The following is a 15455-nucleotide window of genomic DNA, read 5'->3' as shown; positions in this document are numbered from 1 at the left end:
TCGGTAAAGACCATTGAAACATCCTTTATCAGCCTCCATTACGGATGAGCACCTTTTCCACAGTGGATAGGGGCGACGATTTTCCCGGCAATCTACGAGGTCGCCATGAACAGCGAAGAACAAACCCTGATCGATGGACTGTTTTCCCGGCTGCAACAGGCCGAAACGGACTCAGCCCCGCGCGACGCCCAGGCCGAGGCGCGGATCAAGGAACACCTGACTCGCCAGCCCGCGGCAGGCTATTTCATGACCCAGGCGATTCTGGTGCAAGAGGCGGCTCTCAAAAGCCTCGACGAACAGAACAAACAACTCGCCCGGCAAGTCGAGCAATTGCAGGCCGAACTGCAATCGGCCAAGGCGCAGCCGGCGGCGGCTGCACCCAGCAGCGGTGGCTTCTTGTCGAGCATCTTCGGTGGCGGTTCCCGTGATCCGCAGCCAGCACCCACCCAAAGTCCACCTGCCTCGAGCGGTGGCGGCTGGCGTGAACCGGCGCGGCCGTCGTTCAACTCGCAGCCGCCACAACAGAATTTCGGTGCGGCACCGCCTCGGCAGAATTACGCCCAGCAACAGCCTGCCGGCAGTGGTTTCCTCGGTGGTGCACTGAAAACCGCCGCCGGTGTGGCCGGTGGCGTGATGCTGGCGCAAGGCATCAGCAGCCTGTTCCATCAGAATCAGCAGCCGGAAGTGGCTGAAGTGATCAAGGAAGAACCGGCTCAGGTCAACGATCAAAGTGGCGATAGCGGCTGGAACGAGGATCAGCGCGTGGCCGACAACTCCAGTGATCAGGGCGGCTTTGCCGACGCCGACTACAGCGATGACAGCTCATCGTTCTTCGGCGGCGACGACGATTCCTTCGTCTGATTCACTGTGGCGAGGGAGCTTGCTCCCGCTGGGGTGCGAAGCGCCCCTTGCTTTAGAACCTAAGGGCCTGCTACGCAGTCCAGCGGGAGCAAGCTCCCTCGCCACACGGCTGATTATTCGCGGAACAATCCTTCAGGCTGGCATACTGGGCAACTTTTCGGGCCAGGTGCCTGATCCTGCCTGCGCTGCGGCGCGACAACGAGGATGACCGGTGAAAAAAATCGCAGTGTTCGCCGATGTCCAGAACCTCTATTACACCGTGCGTCAGGCCTATGGCTGCCATTTCAACTATGCCGCGCTGTGGGCTGATATCAGCAAACAGGGCGAGATCGTTGAGGCCTACGCCTACGCCATCGATCGTGGCGACAGCAAACAGCAGCAATTCCAGCAGATCCTGCGCAACCTCGGCTTCGTCGTGAAGCTCAAGCCCTACATCCAGCGCAGCGATGGCTCGGCCAAAGGTGACTGGGACGTGGGCATCACCCTCGACATCATGGACGCCGCCGATCATGTCGACGAAGTGGTGCTGGCCTCCGGTGACGGTGATTTCGACATGCTGCTGGAGCGCATCATCACCAAGCACGGAGTGCAAGCCGTGGCCTACGGCGTACCGGGCCTGACGGCCAACTCGCTGATCCGCGCCGCCAGCCGCTACGTGCCGATCGAAGGCGCGTTGCTGCTCAAGAATTGATTTTTACGGAGTTGAAACAGGTTTGGAACGCATAGCAGTCATCGACTTTGAAACCACCGGGATCTCCCCGAGCAGCAGTTGCCGGGCCACGGAAATTGCCGTGGTGATCCTTGAACAGGGGCGCATCGTCGAGCGTTACCAAAGCCTGATGAATGCCGGCGTGCGCGTGCCAGCCTTCATCGAACAACTCACCGGCATCAGCAACGCCATGCTGCGCACCGCGCCATCGGCCGAGCAGGTGATGAACGAAGTCAACGAATTCGTCGGCATCACACCGCTGCTGGCGCACAACGCCGCGTTCGACCAGAAGTTCTGGGACTTTGAGCTGGGGCGAATCAAACGCACACGCTTGCAGAACTTTGCCTGCTCGCTGCTTCTGGCCCGCCGTTTGATGCCCGCCGCGCCGAACCACAAACTCGGCACGCTTACCACGTTCGCCAACCTGCCTAACACCGGCAAGGCTCACCGGGCCATGGCCGATGCTGAAATGGCGGCCAACCTGACGGCGTATCTGGCCCAGGAACTGCGGCAGAAACACGGGTTGCGCGAGTTGTCACATGATCTGCTGGTGAGCTTGCAAAAAGTGCCGGCGGCGAAGATCAATGAGCATCTCAAGCGCCATCGCGGGTTCTAAGAACACCGCAAATCCCCTGTGGGAGCGAGCCTGCTCGCGATAGCGATTTATCATTCAGCATCGATGTCGACTGATACTCCGCTATCGCGAGCAGGCTCGCTCCCACAGGGATTGCGCCGTTTCAGATTCTGCCATTGCCTTCCAACTGCCCCAGCGGCACGCGCTTCTCTATCGCGCTCGACAGCACAATCGACGTTTTGCTGAACCCGAACTTGGCGATCCGGTTGATCAGCTCTTCCAGCTCCGGCATCGAACCCACCGCCGCTTGCATGATCACGCAGGGATCCCCCGTCACTCGGTGGCATTCGGTCAGTTGTGGGATTTTGATCAGGTCGTCGTAGGCCTTCTGGTTACCGTGCTGATTCAAGCGCAGTTCGATCACGCACTGGATCGGCAAGCCAAGCTTGGCCATGTCGACTTTCGCCTGATAACCGGTGATTACTCCGCAAGCTTCCAGTTTGGCCACGCGCTCGGCCACGGCCGGGGCGGACAGGTTCACTTTGCGCGCCAGGTCGGCGTAGGACGCACGACCGTTTTCCAACAGGGCGCTGAGGAGCATGCGGTCGTATTTGTCCATCGTCGGATTCCTGAAAAATGACTGACTTTCGAAAACACGGTTTATAGCGATGAACTCCGTGTTTTGAAAAGTGTACCGGCGCTATAAACAGGTTTTGTAACTTATTTTAAGCGACTGGCCTTTCTAGAATAGCTGCTCACTTGTCTTGCCTACGAGCTGCCCCATGCCTGGCTTACGTCGTTTTCCCTTACCGTTGATCGCTGCCTTTTTCGCGTTGTACGTGATTTGGGGGTCGACTTACCTGGTGATTCGCATCGGTGTGGAGTACTGGCCGCCGCTGCTGCTCGCCGGTATCCGCTTCGTGATCGCCGGGACGCTGATGTATGCGTTCCTGCGCTGGCGCGGGGCGCCGGCACCGACCTGGCCACAGTGGAAAGCCGCCGGGATCATCGGGATTTTGCTGCTGAGTTTCGGTAACGGCGCGGTGAGCGTGGCCGAGCACACGGGCGTGGCTTCGGGTGTGGCTGCGTTGGCGGTGGCGACGGTGCCGCTGTTTACCTTGCTCTGCGGATATTTCTGGGGCGCGCGTAATACCCGTCTCGAATGGGCCGGGATTGCGCTCGGGCTGATCGGCATTGCCATGCTCAATCTCGGTTCCAACTTGCAATCGAGCCCGTTGGGTGCCGCCTTGCTGATATTCGCCGCAGCGTCCTGGGCCTTCGGTTCGGTGTGGAGCAAACACTTACCGCTGCCCCAAGGCGCGATGGCCAGTGCCGTGGAAATGCTGGTCGGCGGTGTAGCGCTGCTGATCGGCAGTGCGGTAAGCGGTGAGCATCTGCAAGCCATGCCGCCGATCGAAGGCTGGGCGGCCCTGGCCTACCTCACCTTCTTCGGCTCGATCATCGCTTTCAACGCTTATATGTACCTGTTGAAAAACGTGCGTCCGGCGGCGGCCACCAGTTATGCCTACGTCAACCCAGCGGTGGCGGTGTTGCTGGGGATCGTGTTTGTCGGCGAGACCATCGGGATAGAAGAAGCGCTGGCCATGTTGGTGATCATCAGCGCCGTGGTGTTGATCGGTTTGCCGCAGTGGCGCCGGGCGCCGGAAAGACCTGCGGCCGTGGTGCAGACAGAATCGAGTGTGAATTAGGGTAAACTGCGCGCCATTGCACACCCGCGCTGAATTTTCCTACGGTAATCCCATGACTTTCGCCTCCCTTGGCCTGATCGAACCTTTGCTGCGCTCTCTCGAGACGCTCGGCTACCAGACCCCGACGCCGGTTCAGGCGCAAGCCATTCCGGCGGTGCTGGCCGGTCGCGACCTGATGGCTGCCGCCCAGACCGGGACTGGCAAGACCGCCGGCTTCGCGCTGCCGCTCCTGCAATTACTGGCCATGGAAGGGCCGAAAGTGGCGTCCAACTCGGTGCGCGCACTGATCCTGGTGCCGACCCGCGAATTGGCCGAACAGGTTCACGAAGCCGTGCGTCAGTACGCCGAGAATCTGCCGCTGAGCACTTACGCGGTGTACGGCGGCGTCAGCATCAACCCGCAAATGATGAAGCTGCGCAAGGGGGTTGACGTGCTGGTGGCGACGCCGGGTCGTTTGCTCGACCTGTATCGCCAGAAGGCCCTCAAGTTCAATCAGCTGCAAACCCTGATCCTGGACGAAGCCGATCGCATGCTTGATCTGGGTTTCTCCGAGGAACTGGGGAATATCTACCGCGTGCTGCCCAAGCAACGTCAGACGCTGCTGTTCTCCGCGACGTTCTCCGACGCGATCCGCTTGCTGGCCGGACAAATGCTCAACGATCCGTTGAGCATCGAAGTCAGCCCGCGCAACGTGGCGGCCAACACCGTCAAACAATGGGTGGTGACGGTGGACAAGAAGCGCAAGCCGGAGCTGTTCATCCACTTGCTGCGCAAGGGCAAGTGGAAGCAGGTGCTGGTATTCGCCAAGACCCGCAATGGCGTGGACGCGCTGGTGGAAAAACTCCAGGGCCTGGGCGTCAATGCCGACGGCATCCACGGCGACAAACCGCAGGCAACCCGTCAGCGTGCGCTGGACCGTTTCAAGGCCAGTGAAGTGCAGATTCTGGTGGCCACCGACGTTGCGGCCCGTGGTCTGGACATTGAAGATTTGCCATTGGTGGTCAACTTCGACCTGCCGATCGTGGCGGAGGACTACATCCACCGGATCGGCCGTACCGGTCGCGCGGGTGCAACCGGGCAGGCGATTTCGCTGGTCTGCGCTGACGAAGTGAATCTGCTGTCGGCCATCGAGACGTTGACCCGTCAGACATTGCCTCGCCAGATGGAGCATGACTTCGAGCCTGAGCACCGGGTGCCGGATACCGATGCCAGCGGTCAGGTCGTCAAGAAGCCGAAAAAACCGAAGAAGCCGAAGACCTCCGGTGGCGGTAAACGCAATCTGGGTAAGTGGGTCGAGAGTGGGGATGCGTCGGCGCCGGAGCCTTCGATCAAACCTGTGCGCAAGGTGCCGGTGTTTAATACCGGGCCGCGTAAGAAGAAGCCTTGATCGCGTAATGATCGTTCCCACGCTCTGCGTGGGAATGCAGCCCGGGACGCTCCGCGTCCCTTCAAAGCCGAACGCAGAGCGTCCGAAGAGGCATTCCCACGCAGAGCGTGGGAACGATCAGTGGCGCGCGCACCGGTTCTTCAGCCCTTGTGTTTCAACCACTCCACCATCCCCAACCCTGCCGCTCGCCCACTGGCGAAACACGCGGTCAGCAAATAGCCGCCGGTCGGTGCTTCCCAATCCAGCATTTCTCCTGCGCAGAACACGCCGGGCAGTTGCTTGAGCATCAAACGCTCATCCATTGCTTCGAACATCACGCCACCGGCAGTGCTGATGGCCTCGTCCAGTGGGCGGGTTTTCACCAGTGTCAGTGGAAGCGCCTTGATCGCTTTGGCCAGCAGCGCCGGATCGGTGAAGTGTTCGGCCGGCGTCAGTTCGCGCAGTAACGCCGCTTTCACGCCATCAATGCCGAGCTGACTGTGCAGGTGCTTGGACATTGAGCGTGAACCACGCGGTTTGCTCAGCGCAGACTGTACTTTATCCACAGGCTTGCCCGGCAACAGGTCCAGGTGAATGGTTGCTGAGCCGTGCTGATTGATGGCCTCGCGGATCGGCGCTGACAAGGCGTAGATCAAACTGCCTTCGATCCCGGTTGCCGTAATCACACATTCCCCGAGCCGCGGCACGTCGTCATTGAGGCCAATGGCGATGTTTTTCAGCGGTGCGCCGGCGAATTTGCTGACCATCAACTCGCTCCAGGCCTGCACCTCGAAGCCGCAATTACTCGGTTGCAGCGGCGCGAGTCCTACGCCGTGTTGTTCCAGCGCCAGCATCCAGGCGCCGTCCGAGCCCAGCCGCGACCAGCTACCGCCACCGAGGGCCAGCAAGGTGGCGTCAGGTTTGACGGTTTTTTCGCCTTCAGGGCTGGCGATGCGCAATCCACCGCTGTCATCCCAGCCGAGCCAGCGGTGGCGGGTATGGATAACGACGCCGCTGTCTCGCAGGCGTTTGAGCCAGGCGCGCAATAGGGGGGCGGCTTTCATGTCTGTAGGAAAGACTCGCCCGGAGCTGCCGACAAAGGTTTCGATGCCCAGGTCATGAATCCATTGGCACAGCGCATCGGCACCGAAGCCACGCAGCAGTGGCGCAATCTGCGGCGCGCGTTCGGCGTAGCGTGAGAGAAATGCCGGGTAGGCTTCGGAATGGGTGATGTTCATGCCGCCGACGCCGGCCAGGAGGAATTTTCGCCCTACTGACGGCATGCCGTCGTACAGGTCAACCTTGACCCCGGCCTGGCTCAGCACTTCGGCGGCCATCAAACCGGCGGGGCCGCCGCCGATGATGGCGACGTGAGGGGAGAGGGCGGCGGATTGGGTCATGGCGAGAGCTGCGGCTTGGCGGAATAAGCCGCGCATTCTACCAGCACCATTCCCTGTGGGAGTGAGCCTGCTCGCGATAGCGATCTGACCGTCACTTCAATTACTGGATGTGCCTCCGCTATCGCGAGCAGGCTCACTCCCACATGGGTTCTGTTGTGTTTATAAGATAGTGATCAAAAAACAACCAGTGTTCTGTAGGCTACACAGCACATAGCCTGTAGGCCCTTTCACTCAGGTTATCCACAGGCAGTTCCACAGGCATTGTGGGTAAAGACCCAGACCTCAATGACAACCTGATGACTGCCAGACCCGTTGCGCACTGTGATGCAGGATTCCATGACGGCGCGCCAACGCCTTGCGGTCCTTGCTGTAGCCGCCGCCGATCACCCCGACCACCGGGATATCCCGGCCCAGGCAATGGCGCATCACGCTTTCATCGCGGGCGGCGACGCCTTCGTCTGTCAGCTTCAGATAACCGAGCGCGTCATCTTTATGCACATCGACGCCAGCGTCGTACAACACCAGGTCAGGTTGGTAGAGCGGCAGCAAATAATTCAGCGCATCGTCCACCACCTTCAGGTAATCGGCATCGCCCATGCCCTTGGGCAGTGGAATGTCCCAGTCACTTTCGGCTTTGCGCGCAGGAAAGTTCTTCTCGCAGTGCAGGGAAACGGTCACCGCTTCGGGGGTGTTGTGCAGGATCCGTGCAGTCCCGTCGCCCTGATGCACATCGCAGTCGAAGATCAGCACCCGATTCACACGGCCGCTTTCCAGCAGGAAATGGCTGATCACCGCCAGGTCATTGAAGATGCAGAACCCGGCAGGATGGTCGTAATGCGCGTGATGGGTGCCGCCAGCCAGATGACAGGCCAAACCATGCTCCAGCGCCTGCTCGGCCGCCAGCAGCGAGCCGCCAACCGCTCGCACCGTGCGCCGGGCCAGGGCTTCGCTCCACGGCAGGCCGAGGCGTCGCTGGTCTTCACGGGACAACTCGCCGCCCATGTAGCGTTCGATATACGCAGGGTCATGTGCGAGCGCGAGAATCTCTGGCGGGCAGAGGTCGGGGCGCAGCAGGTCGGCGTCGCGAGTCAGTCCGCTGTCCACCAGGTGATCGCGCAACAGGCGAAACTTGTCCATGGGGAAGCGGTGTTCCGCCGGGAACTCGGGGCTGTAGTCTTCGTGGTAGATCAGGGGCAGGGGCATGACGAATTAACGTAGGAATGAAGGACGGATCCTACCAGCGTTGTAGACTTGTGGCATGGGAACGGGGGAGCACGATGGAACCGATACTGGAACTCGAGAGCGCGCGACTGCTGTTACGGCAGTGGAGCGATGAGGATTTACCTGAGTTTGCGGCGATGTGCGCCGATCCACAGGTGATGCGTTATTTTCCGGCGCCTTTGAGTCGACTGGAAAGTGCCTCGCTGATCGGACGGATTCGTGGCCATTTTGCCGAACATGGCTTCGGTTTCTGGGCGCTGGAGCGCAAGGACACCGGGGCATTTATCGGTTTTACCGGGCTCGCCGTGGTTGGCTTCGACGCGCGCTTTGCCCCGGCCACCGAAATCGGCTGGCGCCTGGCTCGCGAGCACTGGGGCCTTGGTTACGCCAGTGAAGCGGCGTGGACCGCTCTGCGCTGCGGGTTTGATCGGTTGGCGCTGAAAGAAGTGGTGTCCTTCACCACCGAAACCAACATGCCGTCGCAGAAAGTCATGCAGGCAATCGGCATGCATCATGATTCAGCCAATGATTTCGAGCACCCGATGCTCGCGGCCGATCATCCCCTGCGTCACCATGCGTTGTACCGCATCACTCGTGAACAATGGCTGCAAACCTTGCATGGCTAAGCCGACACGGACGTTTACAATGGCTGCCGTGGGCCCTGGCCAGAAATTGAATCGACCGTCGCAGCCAAGACTGCGCGGCATGCGTTGTGTGAGGAGAGTCTGAATGAGCCAAGTGTTGGATGATCTGGTTGACCTGCTGACCCTGGAACCGATCGAAGAAAACCTGTTCCGTGGCCGCAGCCAGGACCTGGGTTTTCGTCAGCTGTTCGGCGGTCAGGTGATCGGCCAATCCCTGTCGGCGGCCAGTCAGACGGTCGAAGAAGCGCGTCATGTGCATTCGATGCACGGTTATTTCCTGCGCCCCGGCGATTCCGCGTTGCCTGTGGTTTATCAGGTTGACCGGGTACGCGACGGCGGCAGTTTCAGCACGCGCCGGGTGACGGCGATCCAGAAGGGCAACCCGATTTTCACCTGCAGTGCGTCGTTCCAGTACGACGAAGAAGGCTTCCAGCACCAAGCCGAGATGCCGGTGGTGGTCGGCCCGGAAAACCTGCCGTCGGAGCTGGAACTCACTCAGCAGCGCGCGCACCTGATCCCTGAGCACATGCGCGAAAAATTCCTGTGCCCGAAACCGATCGAGTTTCGCCCGATCACCGAGAAAGATCCCTACAACCCGCAGCCGTCCGATCCGATCAAGTACGTCTGGTTTCGCGCCGACGGTGCCTTGGCCGACTCCCCGGCGCTGCATAAATACCTGCTGGCCTACGCTTCGGATTTCGGGTTGCTGACCACCTCGATGCAGCCCCATGGCAAATCGGTCTGGCAGAAAGACATGCAGGTCGCCAGCCTCGATCACGCGCTGTGGTTCCATCAGGATCTACGTGCCGATGATTGGTTGCTGTATGCGATGGACAGCCCTTGGGCGGGCAACTCCCGCGGTTTCTCCCGTGGCAGCGTGTTCAATCGTGCCGGGCAACTGGTGGCGTCGGTCACTCAGGAAGGCCTGATTCGCCACCGCAAGGATTGGGCATGAGCCTGGCCGAGGTGCGGCACTGGGTGTTCGACATGGACGGCACCCTGACGGTGGCCGTGCATGACTTCGCGGCGATCCGCGTGGCGTTGGCGATTCCTGCCGATGACGACATCCTGACCCACCTCGCCGCGCTGCCGGCCGATGAGGCCGCCGCCAAACATGCGTGGTTGCTGGAACATGAACGCGACCTGGCACTGGGTTCGAAAGCGGCACCGGGCGCGGTAGAACTGGTGCGCGAGCTGGCCGGGCGCGGTTATCGCCTGGGCATTCTCACGCGCAATGCGCGCGAACTGGCGCATGTCACGCTAGAGGCGATCGGTTTGGCTGACTGCTTCGCGGCGGAGGATGTACTGGGCCGCGATGAAGCACCGCCAAAACCGCATCCCGGCGGTCTGCTGAAGTTGGCCCAGGCCTGGAATGTCCCGGCCAGCGAGCTGGTGATGGTCGGCGATTACCGCTTCGATCTGGATTGCGGTCGGGCGGCAGGGGCGCGGACGGTGTTGGTGAACCTGCCGGATAATCCCTGGCCTGAGTTGGCGGATTGGCATGCGGCGGATTGCGTGGCGTTGCGGGAAATGTTGTCGGCTTGAGGGCCTCGCGAGCAGGCTCGCTCCCACAAGGTTCTGTGTTGATCACAATACTTTGTCCAACACAAAACCTGTGGGAGCGAGCTTGCCCGCGAAGGCGCCTGATCAGGCACCACAAAACTCACTGACCGAACAACGCCTTGCGCCCCTGCGGCGAGTTGAACATCCCATCCCCGTCATGCCCGACCCCGGGCACTTCAATCAGTTGCTGATTCAATCCTTGAGGTTGCAGCCGCTTCAGGTGAGCAAAATAATTGCGCCCGCGAGCCAATCGATTGGCTCCCTGAGCCTGGGCTTCACAGCTTTTATCCAGCGCCGACTGCTTAGGGTCGTTATCCTGCTGTCCGATTAGATAAACGACATCACGTTTGACGTAGATTTCCTTCAACTGCTTGGCCGTTTGCCCTTCGGCATAGGCGGGTAAATTCGCCAGCCCATATTTCCAGCGATTGAAATTCGGGCAACCGGCGTGGTTGAACGCCACGGGTCGTCGTTCATCGAAGTACGCATAAGACGACGGGTTGGCAATGACGTAACGCACCTGTATGTCGGCCGCCTTTAGCGCTGGCTGGTCGTGGCCCAGCAACGCGTATCGCTGCACTACCTGAGCGCCGCCGGAGTGACCGGCGATGACAATTTGCTTCACATCCGGAAACTGTTTTCGATCGCCGATTCGGCCAATGATTTCGTCGAGCGCCGCGTAGGAACTGATGGCAAACGGTGCGGTGGATAAACCGCCCGCCATCCAGTCGTTGCCCTGCCAGCGCAATACGCTGTCCGCCACGGGATGGGCTACGACGTCGGCTTCATTGAGAAATTGCGGAGCGATCACCAAGGTGCTGGCGGTTTGCCCGGCCTGTTCGGCCACGCGCACGGCGCTCTGGCGATAGGTATCGGCATTGCGCAATCGACCATGGATGATGATCAGCACGCGTTCGATTTTCGCCGGCGCCGGGCCGATGCCCACCGCGATTTCACCTGAAGTCAAAAGCAGGCGTCCGGAGCTGACCTCTTTGACCGCATGCTCGGCAGCCTGGGCGCTTGCGCAGGTGATCAGTAGAGCTAACAGCCACTTGTTCATTTATAGGTTTTTCGCTGCAAAGGTATCGCACTGGCCGACCTGGCCTTGTGCGAATCCGATTTTGAACCAGCGCACCCTTTGCGCCGACGTACCATGAGTAAACGAGTCCGGCACCACGCGCCCCTGACCTTGCTGTTGCAAGCGGTCATCGCCGATGGCATTGGCGGCGTTCAAGGCTTCTTCAATGTCACCGGGTTCCAGCCAGTTCAGCCGTTTCTGCGCATTGTTGGCCCAGACTCCGGCCAGGCAATCGGCCTGAAGTTCCTGGCGCACCAGCAAACCGCTGTCGCCTTCCATCTGCCGACCCTGTTGGCGGGCAGTCTGAACTTTCGCCGATACACCGAGAAGCGTCTGCACGTGGTGTCCGATTTCGTGAGCGATCACGTAGGCCTGAGCGAAGTCGCCAGCGGCGGAAAAGCGTTGGGACATTTCCTGGAAGAAACTCATGTCCAGGTAGACCCTCTGGTCCGCCGGGCAATAGAACGGACCGGTCGCCGAACTGGCCAGGCCGCAGGCCGAGTTGACGCGGCCGCTGAACAGCACCAGGGTCGGGTCCTTATATTGACGACCGGCCTGCTGGAAAATTTGACCCCAGGTGTCTTCGGTATCGCCGAGGATCGAGCGCACGAACTCGGCTCCTTCATCAGTGGCCGGTGGCGCCTTGCGGGTTTGAGTCGGGGCCGGTGCCGATTGCTCGCTCATCTGTCCGGTCAATTGTCCGAGGATTTGCAGCGGGTCCTGGCCGGTGATCCAGCCGATCCCGACGATCAGGATAATCGCCGTCAGGCTCAGGCCCTTGCCGCCACCGAAGCGCATTCTGCCACCGCCACTGCCGACATCATCTCCACGGGCATCGACCACGTTGTCGCTGCGTCGGCCTTTTTTCCATAGCATGTGGGAATCCTCTGATTGTCCGTGGGGATGAGTGTTGCTGCTGAGTGGGAGCGGCGCCAGTCCGGTCGTCCATCTTTTGTTGCGCACAGCAGCCGTCCCGGCAACCTGTGGTGGGTGGCCGGGAGTCTTCCAGACTCGTATTGAACACAGACAACCCATCTAATTCCTTCGGGCGGTCGGTTTTTATCGAGCAGGCGACCGCCTGCTTCGTTTTCGGACAGTGGGTTCCAGATTTCGCATACGGTCGGTTGTCTTCTAGAATCGGACAAAATTTGTGTGGAACCTCTCAATGGCAGGCAGTCAGATCGAACGTGTTTTCAGCGTGCTTGAAAGTCTCACCAGTGACCCTCGTGGCCTGCCGATGCAGAAGCTGGCGGAGCAGCTGGATATTCCCAAAAGCGCGACTCACCGGTTGCTCGCCGAGCTGATCCGGCTGGGTTATGTGCGACAGAATCCGGAGAATTTGCGGTATCACCTGTCGACCAAACTGGTGGCGATGGGTTTCCGTTACCTGTCGGGCAGCGGCGCCGATATTGTGCAACCAGTGCTGGATCGCCTCGCCCAGGAAACCGGCGAGCTGGTGCGTCTTGGGGTGATTGAAGGTGAGCGGCAGATCTGGATCGCCAAATCCCAGGGCGCCCGTTCCGGGCTGCGCTACGACCCGGACATGGGCCGTGATGCGCCCTTGTTTTACACCGCGTCCGGGCATGCGTGGCTGGCGTGCATGAGCGATGCCGAGGCGCTGTCCCTGGTCGAACGACAGGGTGTCGAGCGGCCAAAGGACCTCGGGCCAAATGCTCCGCGTTCCAACATCGAATTGCTGGAACGCCTGCGCCTGGCGCGGGAGCAGGGCTATGCCTGGGTCGAGGAAAGTTCGGCAGTGGGCACTTCGGCGATAGCTGCGGTGGTGCGACATCCCAGTGATGGTCGAGTCATCGGTGTGCTGAGCATCGCCGGGCCCAGCGCGCGGATGCCGGGGGCGCGATTGCATGAGTTGGCGCCACTGTTGTTGAAATTCGCCGATGAGCTGTCGGCGGCCAGTCTGGCCTCGGAGTTGTTCAACTGATCGCTCCTACAGAAACCGTGCGCTGTTCGCACACTTTTTTGGTTTACCTGTGTAGGAATCTGGAACAAGGTTCTAAATTATTCGGGTTCGTCTTTCCGGTAAGGGATGCTTTTAAATAGTTGATGCATAACACAAGGGATACCGAATGACCGTCAGCACTCCGCTCTCAGGCGTAAACCAGCCCTTCAAAGGGATTGTGCTGATCGTCGTTGCGACCTTCCTGTTTTCCAGTCACGACGCCTTGTCGAAATACCTTTCAGGCTTCTACCCGGTCGTCATGGTGGTCTGGGCCCGTTATCTGGTTCACACCTTACTCATGGCCGGGATTTTCCTGCCGCAATCCGGGTTGGGTGTCCTACGCACCAAACGGCCGTTGCTTCAGCTGTTGCGGGCGTTGTGCCTGCTGGGCACCAGTCTGTTTTTCACCACCGGCTTGCAGTACATCCCTTTGGCCGAAGCCACGGCGGTCAACTTTCTTGCGCCGGTGCTGGTGACGGCGCTGTCGGTGCCATTGCTGCGCGAGCACGTCACGCGTGGCCAGTGGATTGCGGTGATTTGCGGCTTCATCGGCGTGTTGATCATCGTCCATCCCGGCGGAGATCTCTTTACCCCGGCGGTGTTGCTGCCGCTCTGCTCGGCGCTGTTTTTCTGCTTCTATCAGTTGCTAACCCGCAAGCTCAGTGAAATCGACAGCCCGACCACCAGCAACTTTTTCGCCGGGCTGTGCAACACCCTGGTGATGAGCGCGCTGGTGCCGTTCTTCTGGCAAGTCCCCAGCCTGGGCCATGGATTCATGATGGTGGCGCTGGGCGCCTGCGGGATGACGGCTCACTTGTTTCTGACGCAAGCCTTCCGCCATGCAGCCCCGGCGTTGTTGGCGCCGTTCGGCTATTGCCAGATTGTCTTTGCCGGTTTGCTGGGCTGGTTGCTGTTTTCCCACACGCCGACCCTGACCACGGTGATCGGGATCGCGGTGATCTGTTGCAGCGGGTTGGCAGCAGCCTGGCAGCAGAGTCGTCGGTGAGAGCCGCAGGGCAGGCCTGGAATCAGGCCTGCCGGGGGAGGGGATTTTACGGGGTGACAGTAGGAATCTTGCGCGGTGCCATGAAGTACATCCAGATCAGCGCGATGAAGTACATCGCCGGAATCATGGTGAACAGCACGGTGTAATTGTTGTTGGTGATCGTCAGAATGTGGCCGACCAACTGGGTCATGAACATCCCGCCGATGGCCGCGCACATGCCACCGAAGCCGAACACCGTACTCATCATGTGTTTAGGCGTGTAGTCCATCACCAGGCTCCAGATGTTCGCGGTCCAGGCCTGGTGCGCACCGATGGCCAGGGAGATGGCGGCCACGGCGACCCACAGGCTGCTCGAACCCGCCGCCATGATCACGCCGACGATGCAGCAGGCGAACAGGAACATGGACATCAGCCGCGCCTTGATCGGGTTGACGCCTCGGCCGATCAGGAATGAGGACAGGATCCCGCCGCCGACGCTGCCGAAATCGGCAGTGAGGTAGATGATGATCAGCGGGATACCCATCTGGGTCACGTTGATCCCCAGGTTGTATTGCTGATTGAGAAACGGCGGCAGCCAGTAGAGGTAGAACCAGAACACCGGCGCGGTGATCGCATAAGCCAGGGCGAAGGCCCAGGTGCCACGCATGCGCAGGATTTTGGTGAACGGCACGCGGGATTGTTCCGGTTCGACTTCCTTCTGGATGTAGTCCAGTTCCGATTGTTTAACGCTCGGATGATCTTCCGGGTTGTAGTACTTCAAGCCCCAGAACAGCAACCAGATCCCGCCCAGCGACGCCATGCACAGGAACGCGGCCTGCCAGCCCCAGACATGCAGGATCAGCGGCAACAACATGGGGGTGAACATCGCACCGACGTTGGTCCCGGCGTTGAAGATGCCGGTGGCCACGGCGCGTTCGCCGGCCGGGAACCATAACCGTGTGGTCTTCACGCACGCCGGGTAGTTGGCGGCTTCCGTCAGACCGAGGATGAATCGGCAAACCATGAAGCCGACGGCCGAAGTGGCCAGGCCATGGGCGCCGGTGGCCAGGCTCCAGAGCAGCACGGCGAAGAAGAACACGCGCTTGACGCCGACCCGATCGATCAACCGGCCTTGCAGCACGAAACCGATGGCATAGCCGACCTGGAACCAGAAGTTGATGTTGGCGTAGTCCATCGCCGTCCAGCTCATTTCCTTGGCAAGGATAGGCTGCATCACGCCCAGTGCGGCGCGGTCGATGTAGTTCAGGGTGGTGGCGAAAAACACCAGCGCCAGCATGCCCCAACGGGTTTTGCCGACCGCCATGGCGCCGCGGATCTTGTCGCCGATGCCGCCAGTGGCAGGAGTCATGGAGGAACGCTCCACG

General features: G+C 60.4%; 16 protein-coding genes. 10 read left to right on the top strand and 6 right to left on the bottom strand.

All coding sequences use genetic code 11. The annotated features are described in order from the left end of the window. The first annotated feature begins 105 nt into the window (after positions 1-105). From AC3WP4_RS06010 to AC3WP4_RS06000, 3 genes are all read left to right on the top strand, one after another. Positions 106-861 carry a DUF2076 domain-containing protein gene (locus AC3WP4_RS06010; RefSeq protein WP_102615752.1) on the top strand — a complete coding sequence of 252 codons (756 nt, stop codon included), beginning with the start codon at positions 106-108 and terminating at the stop codon, positions 859-861. A 211-nt stretch (positions 862-1072) separates the two neighbouring features. Next, positions 1073-1552, top strand: a complete 480-nt coding sequence (locus AC3WP4_RS06005; protein ID WP_008149222.1) for a LabA-like NYN domain-containing protein — start codon at positions 1073-1075, stop codon at positions 1550-1552. A 22-nt stretch (positions 1553-1574) separates the two neighbouring features. Beyond that, positions 1575-2186, top strand: a complete 612-nt coding sequence (locus tag AC3WP4_RS06000; RefSeq protein WP_102615751.1) for a 3'-5' exonuclease — start codon at positions 1575-1577, stop codon at positions 2184-2186. 121 nt (positions 2187-2307) lie between these two features. Here the strand turns inward: AC3WP4_RS06000 and AC3WP4_RS05995 are convergent, their stop codons facing one another. Further along, entirely contained in the window at positions 2308-2763 is a 456-nt protein-coding gene (locus AC3WP4_RS05995; protein WP_102615750.1) for an Lrp/AsnC family transcriptional regulator, read from the bottom strand. Positions 2764-2926: 163 nt separating this feature from the next. On the opposite strand from AC3WP4_RS05995, the gene yedA reads away from it, so the two are divergent. Both yedA and rhlE1 read left to right on the top strand, forming a co-directional pair. Continuing rightward, positions 2927-3853, top strand: coding sequence for a drug/metabolite exporter YedA (gene yedA, locus AC3WP4_RS05990; protein WP_074871126.1), 927 nt, complete (start codon positions 2927-2929; stop codon positions 3851-3853). A 52-nt stretch (positions 3854-3905) separates the two neighbouring features. Then, positions 3906-5240: an RNA helicase RhlE1 gene (gene rhlE1 / locus AC3WP4_RS05985; protein ID WP_074871125.1), complete on the top strand. Its 1335-nt coding sequence runs from the start codon at positions 3906-3908 to the stop codon at positions 5238-5240. A gap of 140 nt (positions 5241-5380) precedes the next feature. On the opposite strand, the gene AC3WP4_RS05980 is transcribed toward rhlE1, so the two are convergent. Together AC3WP4_RS05980 and AC3WP4_RS05975 are read right to left on the bottom strand one after the other, a co-directional pair. Then, the gene (locus AC3WP4_RS05980) at positions 5381-6619 is read right to left on the bottom strand and encodes a TIGR03862 family flavoprotein (protein ID WP_174553762.1); all 1239 of its coding nucleotides are present in this window, start codon (positions 6617-6619) and stop codon (positions 5381-5383) included. A gap of 282 nt (positions 6620-6901) precedes the next feature. Further along, positions 6902-7822, bottom strand: a complete 921-nt coding sequence (locus AC3WP4_RS05975; RefSeq protein ID WP_074871120.1) for a histone deacetylase family protein — start codon at positions 7820-7822, stop codon at positions 6902-6904. A gap of 74 nt (positions 7823-7896) precedes the next feature. Here AC3WP4_RS05975 and AC3WP4_RS05970 point away from each other — a divergent pair, with 74 nt between their 5' ends. The 3 genes from AC3WP4_RS05970 (at position 7897) to AC3WP4_RS05960 (ending at position 10029) form a co-directional block, all read left to right on the top strand. After that, positions 7897-8466 carry a GNAT family N-acetyltransferase gene (locus AC3WP4_RS05970; protein ID WP_074871118.1) on the top strand — a complete coding sequence of 190 codons (570 nt, stop codon included), beginning with the start codon at positions 7897-7899 and terminating at the stop codon, positions 8464-8466. A gap of 103 nt (positions 8467-8569) precedes the next feature. Next, positions 8570-9439, top strand: coding sequence for an acyl-CoA thioesterase II (gene tesB / locus AC3WP4_RS05965; protein ID WP_008149206.1), 870 nt, complete (start codon positions 8570-8572; stop codon positions 9437-9439). Beyond that, positions 9436-10029 (top strand): HAD family hydrolase, encoded by a 594-nt coding sequence (locus tag AC3WP4_RS05960; protein ID WP_076029655.1) that lies wholly within the window; start codon positions 9436-9438, stop codon positions 10027-10029. Before tesB ends, AC3WP4_RS05960 begins: the two co-directional genes overlap by 4 nt. A 118-nt stretch (positions 10030-10147) precedes the next feature. Here the strand turns inward: AC3WP4_RS05960 and AC3WP4_RS05955 are convergent, their stop codons facing one another. Together AC3WP4_RS05955 and ypfJ are read right to left on the bottom strand one after the other, a co-directional pair. Next, positions 10148-11107, bottom strand: a complete 960-nt coding sequence (locus AC3WP4_RS05955) for an alpha/beta hydrolase (protein WP_102616584.1) — start codon at positions 11105-11107, stop codon at positions 10148-10150. After that, entirely contained in the window at positions 11108-12001 is an 894-nt protein-coding gene (gene ypfJ, locus AC3WP4_RS05950) for a KPN_02809 family neutral zinc metallopeptidase (RefSeq protein ID WP_102616583.1), read from the bottom strand. Between the two features lie 289 nt (positions 12002-12290). Between ypfJ and AC3WP4_RS05945 the strand changes: the two genes are divergently transcribed. Both AC3WP4_RS05945 and AC3WP4_RS05940 read left to right on the top strand, forming a co-directional pair. After that, positions 12291-13067, top strand: a complete 777-nt coding sequence (locus AC3WP4_RS05945) for an IclR family transcriptional regulator (RefSeq protein WP_074871110.1) — start codon at positions 12291-12293, stop codon at positions 13065-13067. A gap of 145 nt (positions 13068-13212) precedes the next feature. Next, positions 13213-14091 carry a DMT family transporter gene (locus AC3WP4_RS05940; RefSeq protein WP_074871108.1) on the top strand — a complete coding sequence of 293 codons (879 nt, stop codon included), beginning with the start codon at positions 13213-13215 and terminating at the stop codon, positions 14089-14091. 46 nt (positions 14092-14137) lie between these two features. Here AC3WP4_RS05940 and AC3WP4_RS05935 read toward each other — a convergent pair whose 3' ends face one another. Then, positions 14138-15439, bottom strand: coding sequence for an MFS transporter (locus tag AC3WP4_RS05935; RefSeq protein WP_235864980.1), 1302 nt, complete (start codon positions 15437-15439; stop codon positions 14138-14140). Positions 15440-15455 lie beyond the last annotated feature (16 nt).

The sequence above is a fragment of the Pseudomonas sp. FW305-20 genome, assembly GCF_058788075.1.
This window is presented reverse-complemented; position numbering and strand designations above follow the sequence as displayed.

Bases quoted from the DNA above. Each gene is read 5' to 3' on its own strand.
- AC3WP4_RS05960 (WP_076029655.1), top strand. From the start codon at position 9,436: ATGAGCCTGGCCGAGGTGCGGCACTGGGTGTTCGACATGGACGGCACC.
- tesB (WP_008149206.1), top strand. From the start codon at position 8,570: ATGAGCCAAGTGTTGGATGATCTGGTTGACCTGCTGACCCTGGAACCG.
- yedA (WP_074871126.1), top strand. From the start codon at position 2,927: ATGCCTGGCTTACGTCGTTTTCCCTTACCGTTGATCGCTGCCTTTTTC.
- AC3WP4_RS05970 (WP_074871118.1), top strand. From the start codon at position 7,897: ATGGAACCGATACTGGAACTCGAGAGCGCGCGACTGCTGTTACGGCAG.
- AC3WP4_RS06010 (WP_102615752.1), top strand. From the start codon at position 106: ATGAACAGCGAAGAACAAACCCTGATCGATGGACTGTTTTCCCGGCTG.
- AC3WP4_RS05945 (WP_074871110.1), top strand. From the start codon at position 12,291: ATGGCAGGCAGTCAGATCGAACGTGTTTTCAGCGTGCTTGAAAGTCTC.
- AC3WP4_RS05995 (WP_102615750.1), bottom strand. From the start codon at position 2,763: ATGGACAAATACGACCGCATGCTCCTCAGCGCCCTGTTGGAAAACGGT.
- rhlE1 (WP_074871125.1), top strand. From the start codon at position 3,906: ATGACTTTCGCCTCCCTTGGCCTGATCGAACCTTTGCTGCGCTCTCTC.
- AC3WP4_RS05955 (WP_102616584.1), bottom strand. From the start codon at position 11,107: ATGAACAAGTGGCTGTTAGCTCTACTGATCACCTGCGCAAGCGCCCAG.
- AC3WP4_RS05940 (WP_074871108.1), top strand. From the start codon at position 13,213: ATGACCGTCAGCACTCCGCTCTCAGGCGTAAACCAGCCCTTCAAAGGG.
- ypfJ (WP_102616583.1), bottom strand. From the start codon at position 12,001: ATGCTATGGAAAAAAGGCCGACGCAGCGACAACGTGGTCGATGCCCGT.
- AC3WP4_RS05975 (WP_074871120.1), bottom strand. From the start codon at position 7,822: ATGCCCCTGCCCCTGATCTACCACGAAGACTACAGCCCCGAGTTCCCG.
- AC3WP4_RS05980 (WP_174553762.1), bottom strand. From the start codon at position 6,619: ATGACCCAATCCGCCGCCCTCTCCCCTCACGTCGCCATCATCGGCGGC.
- AC3WP4_RS05935 (WP_235864980.1), bottom strand. From the start codon at position 15,439: ATGACTCCTGCCACTGGCGGCATCGGCGACAAGATCCGCGGCGCCATG.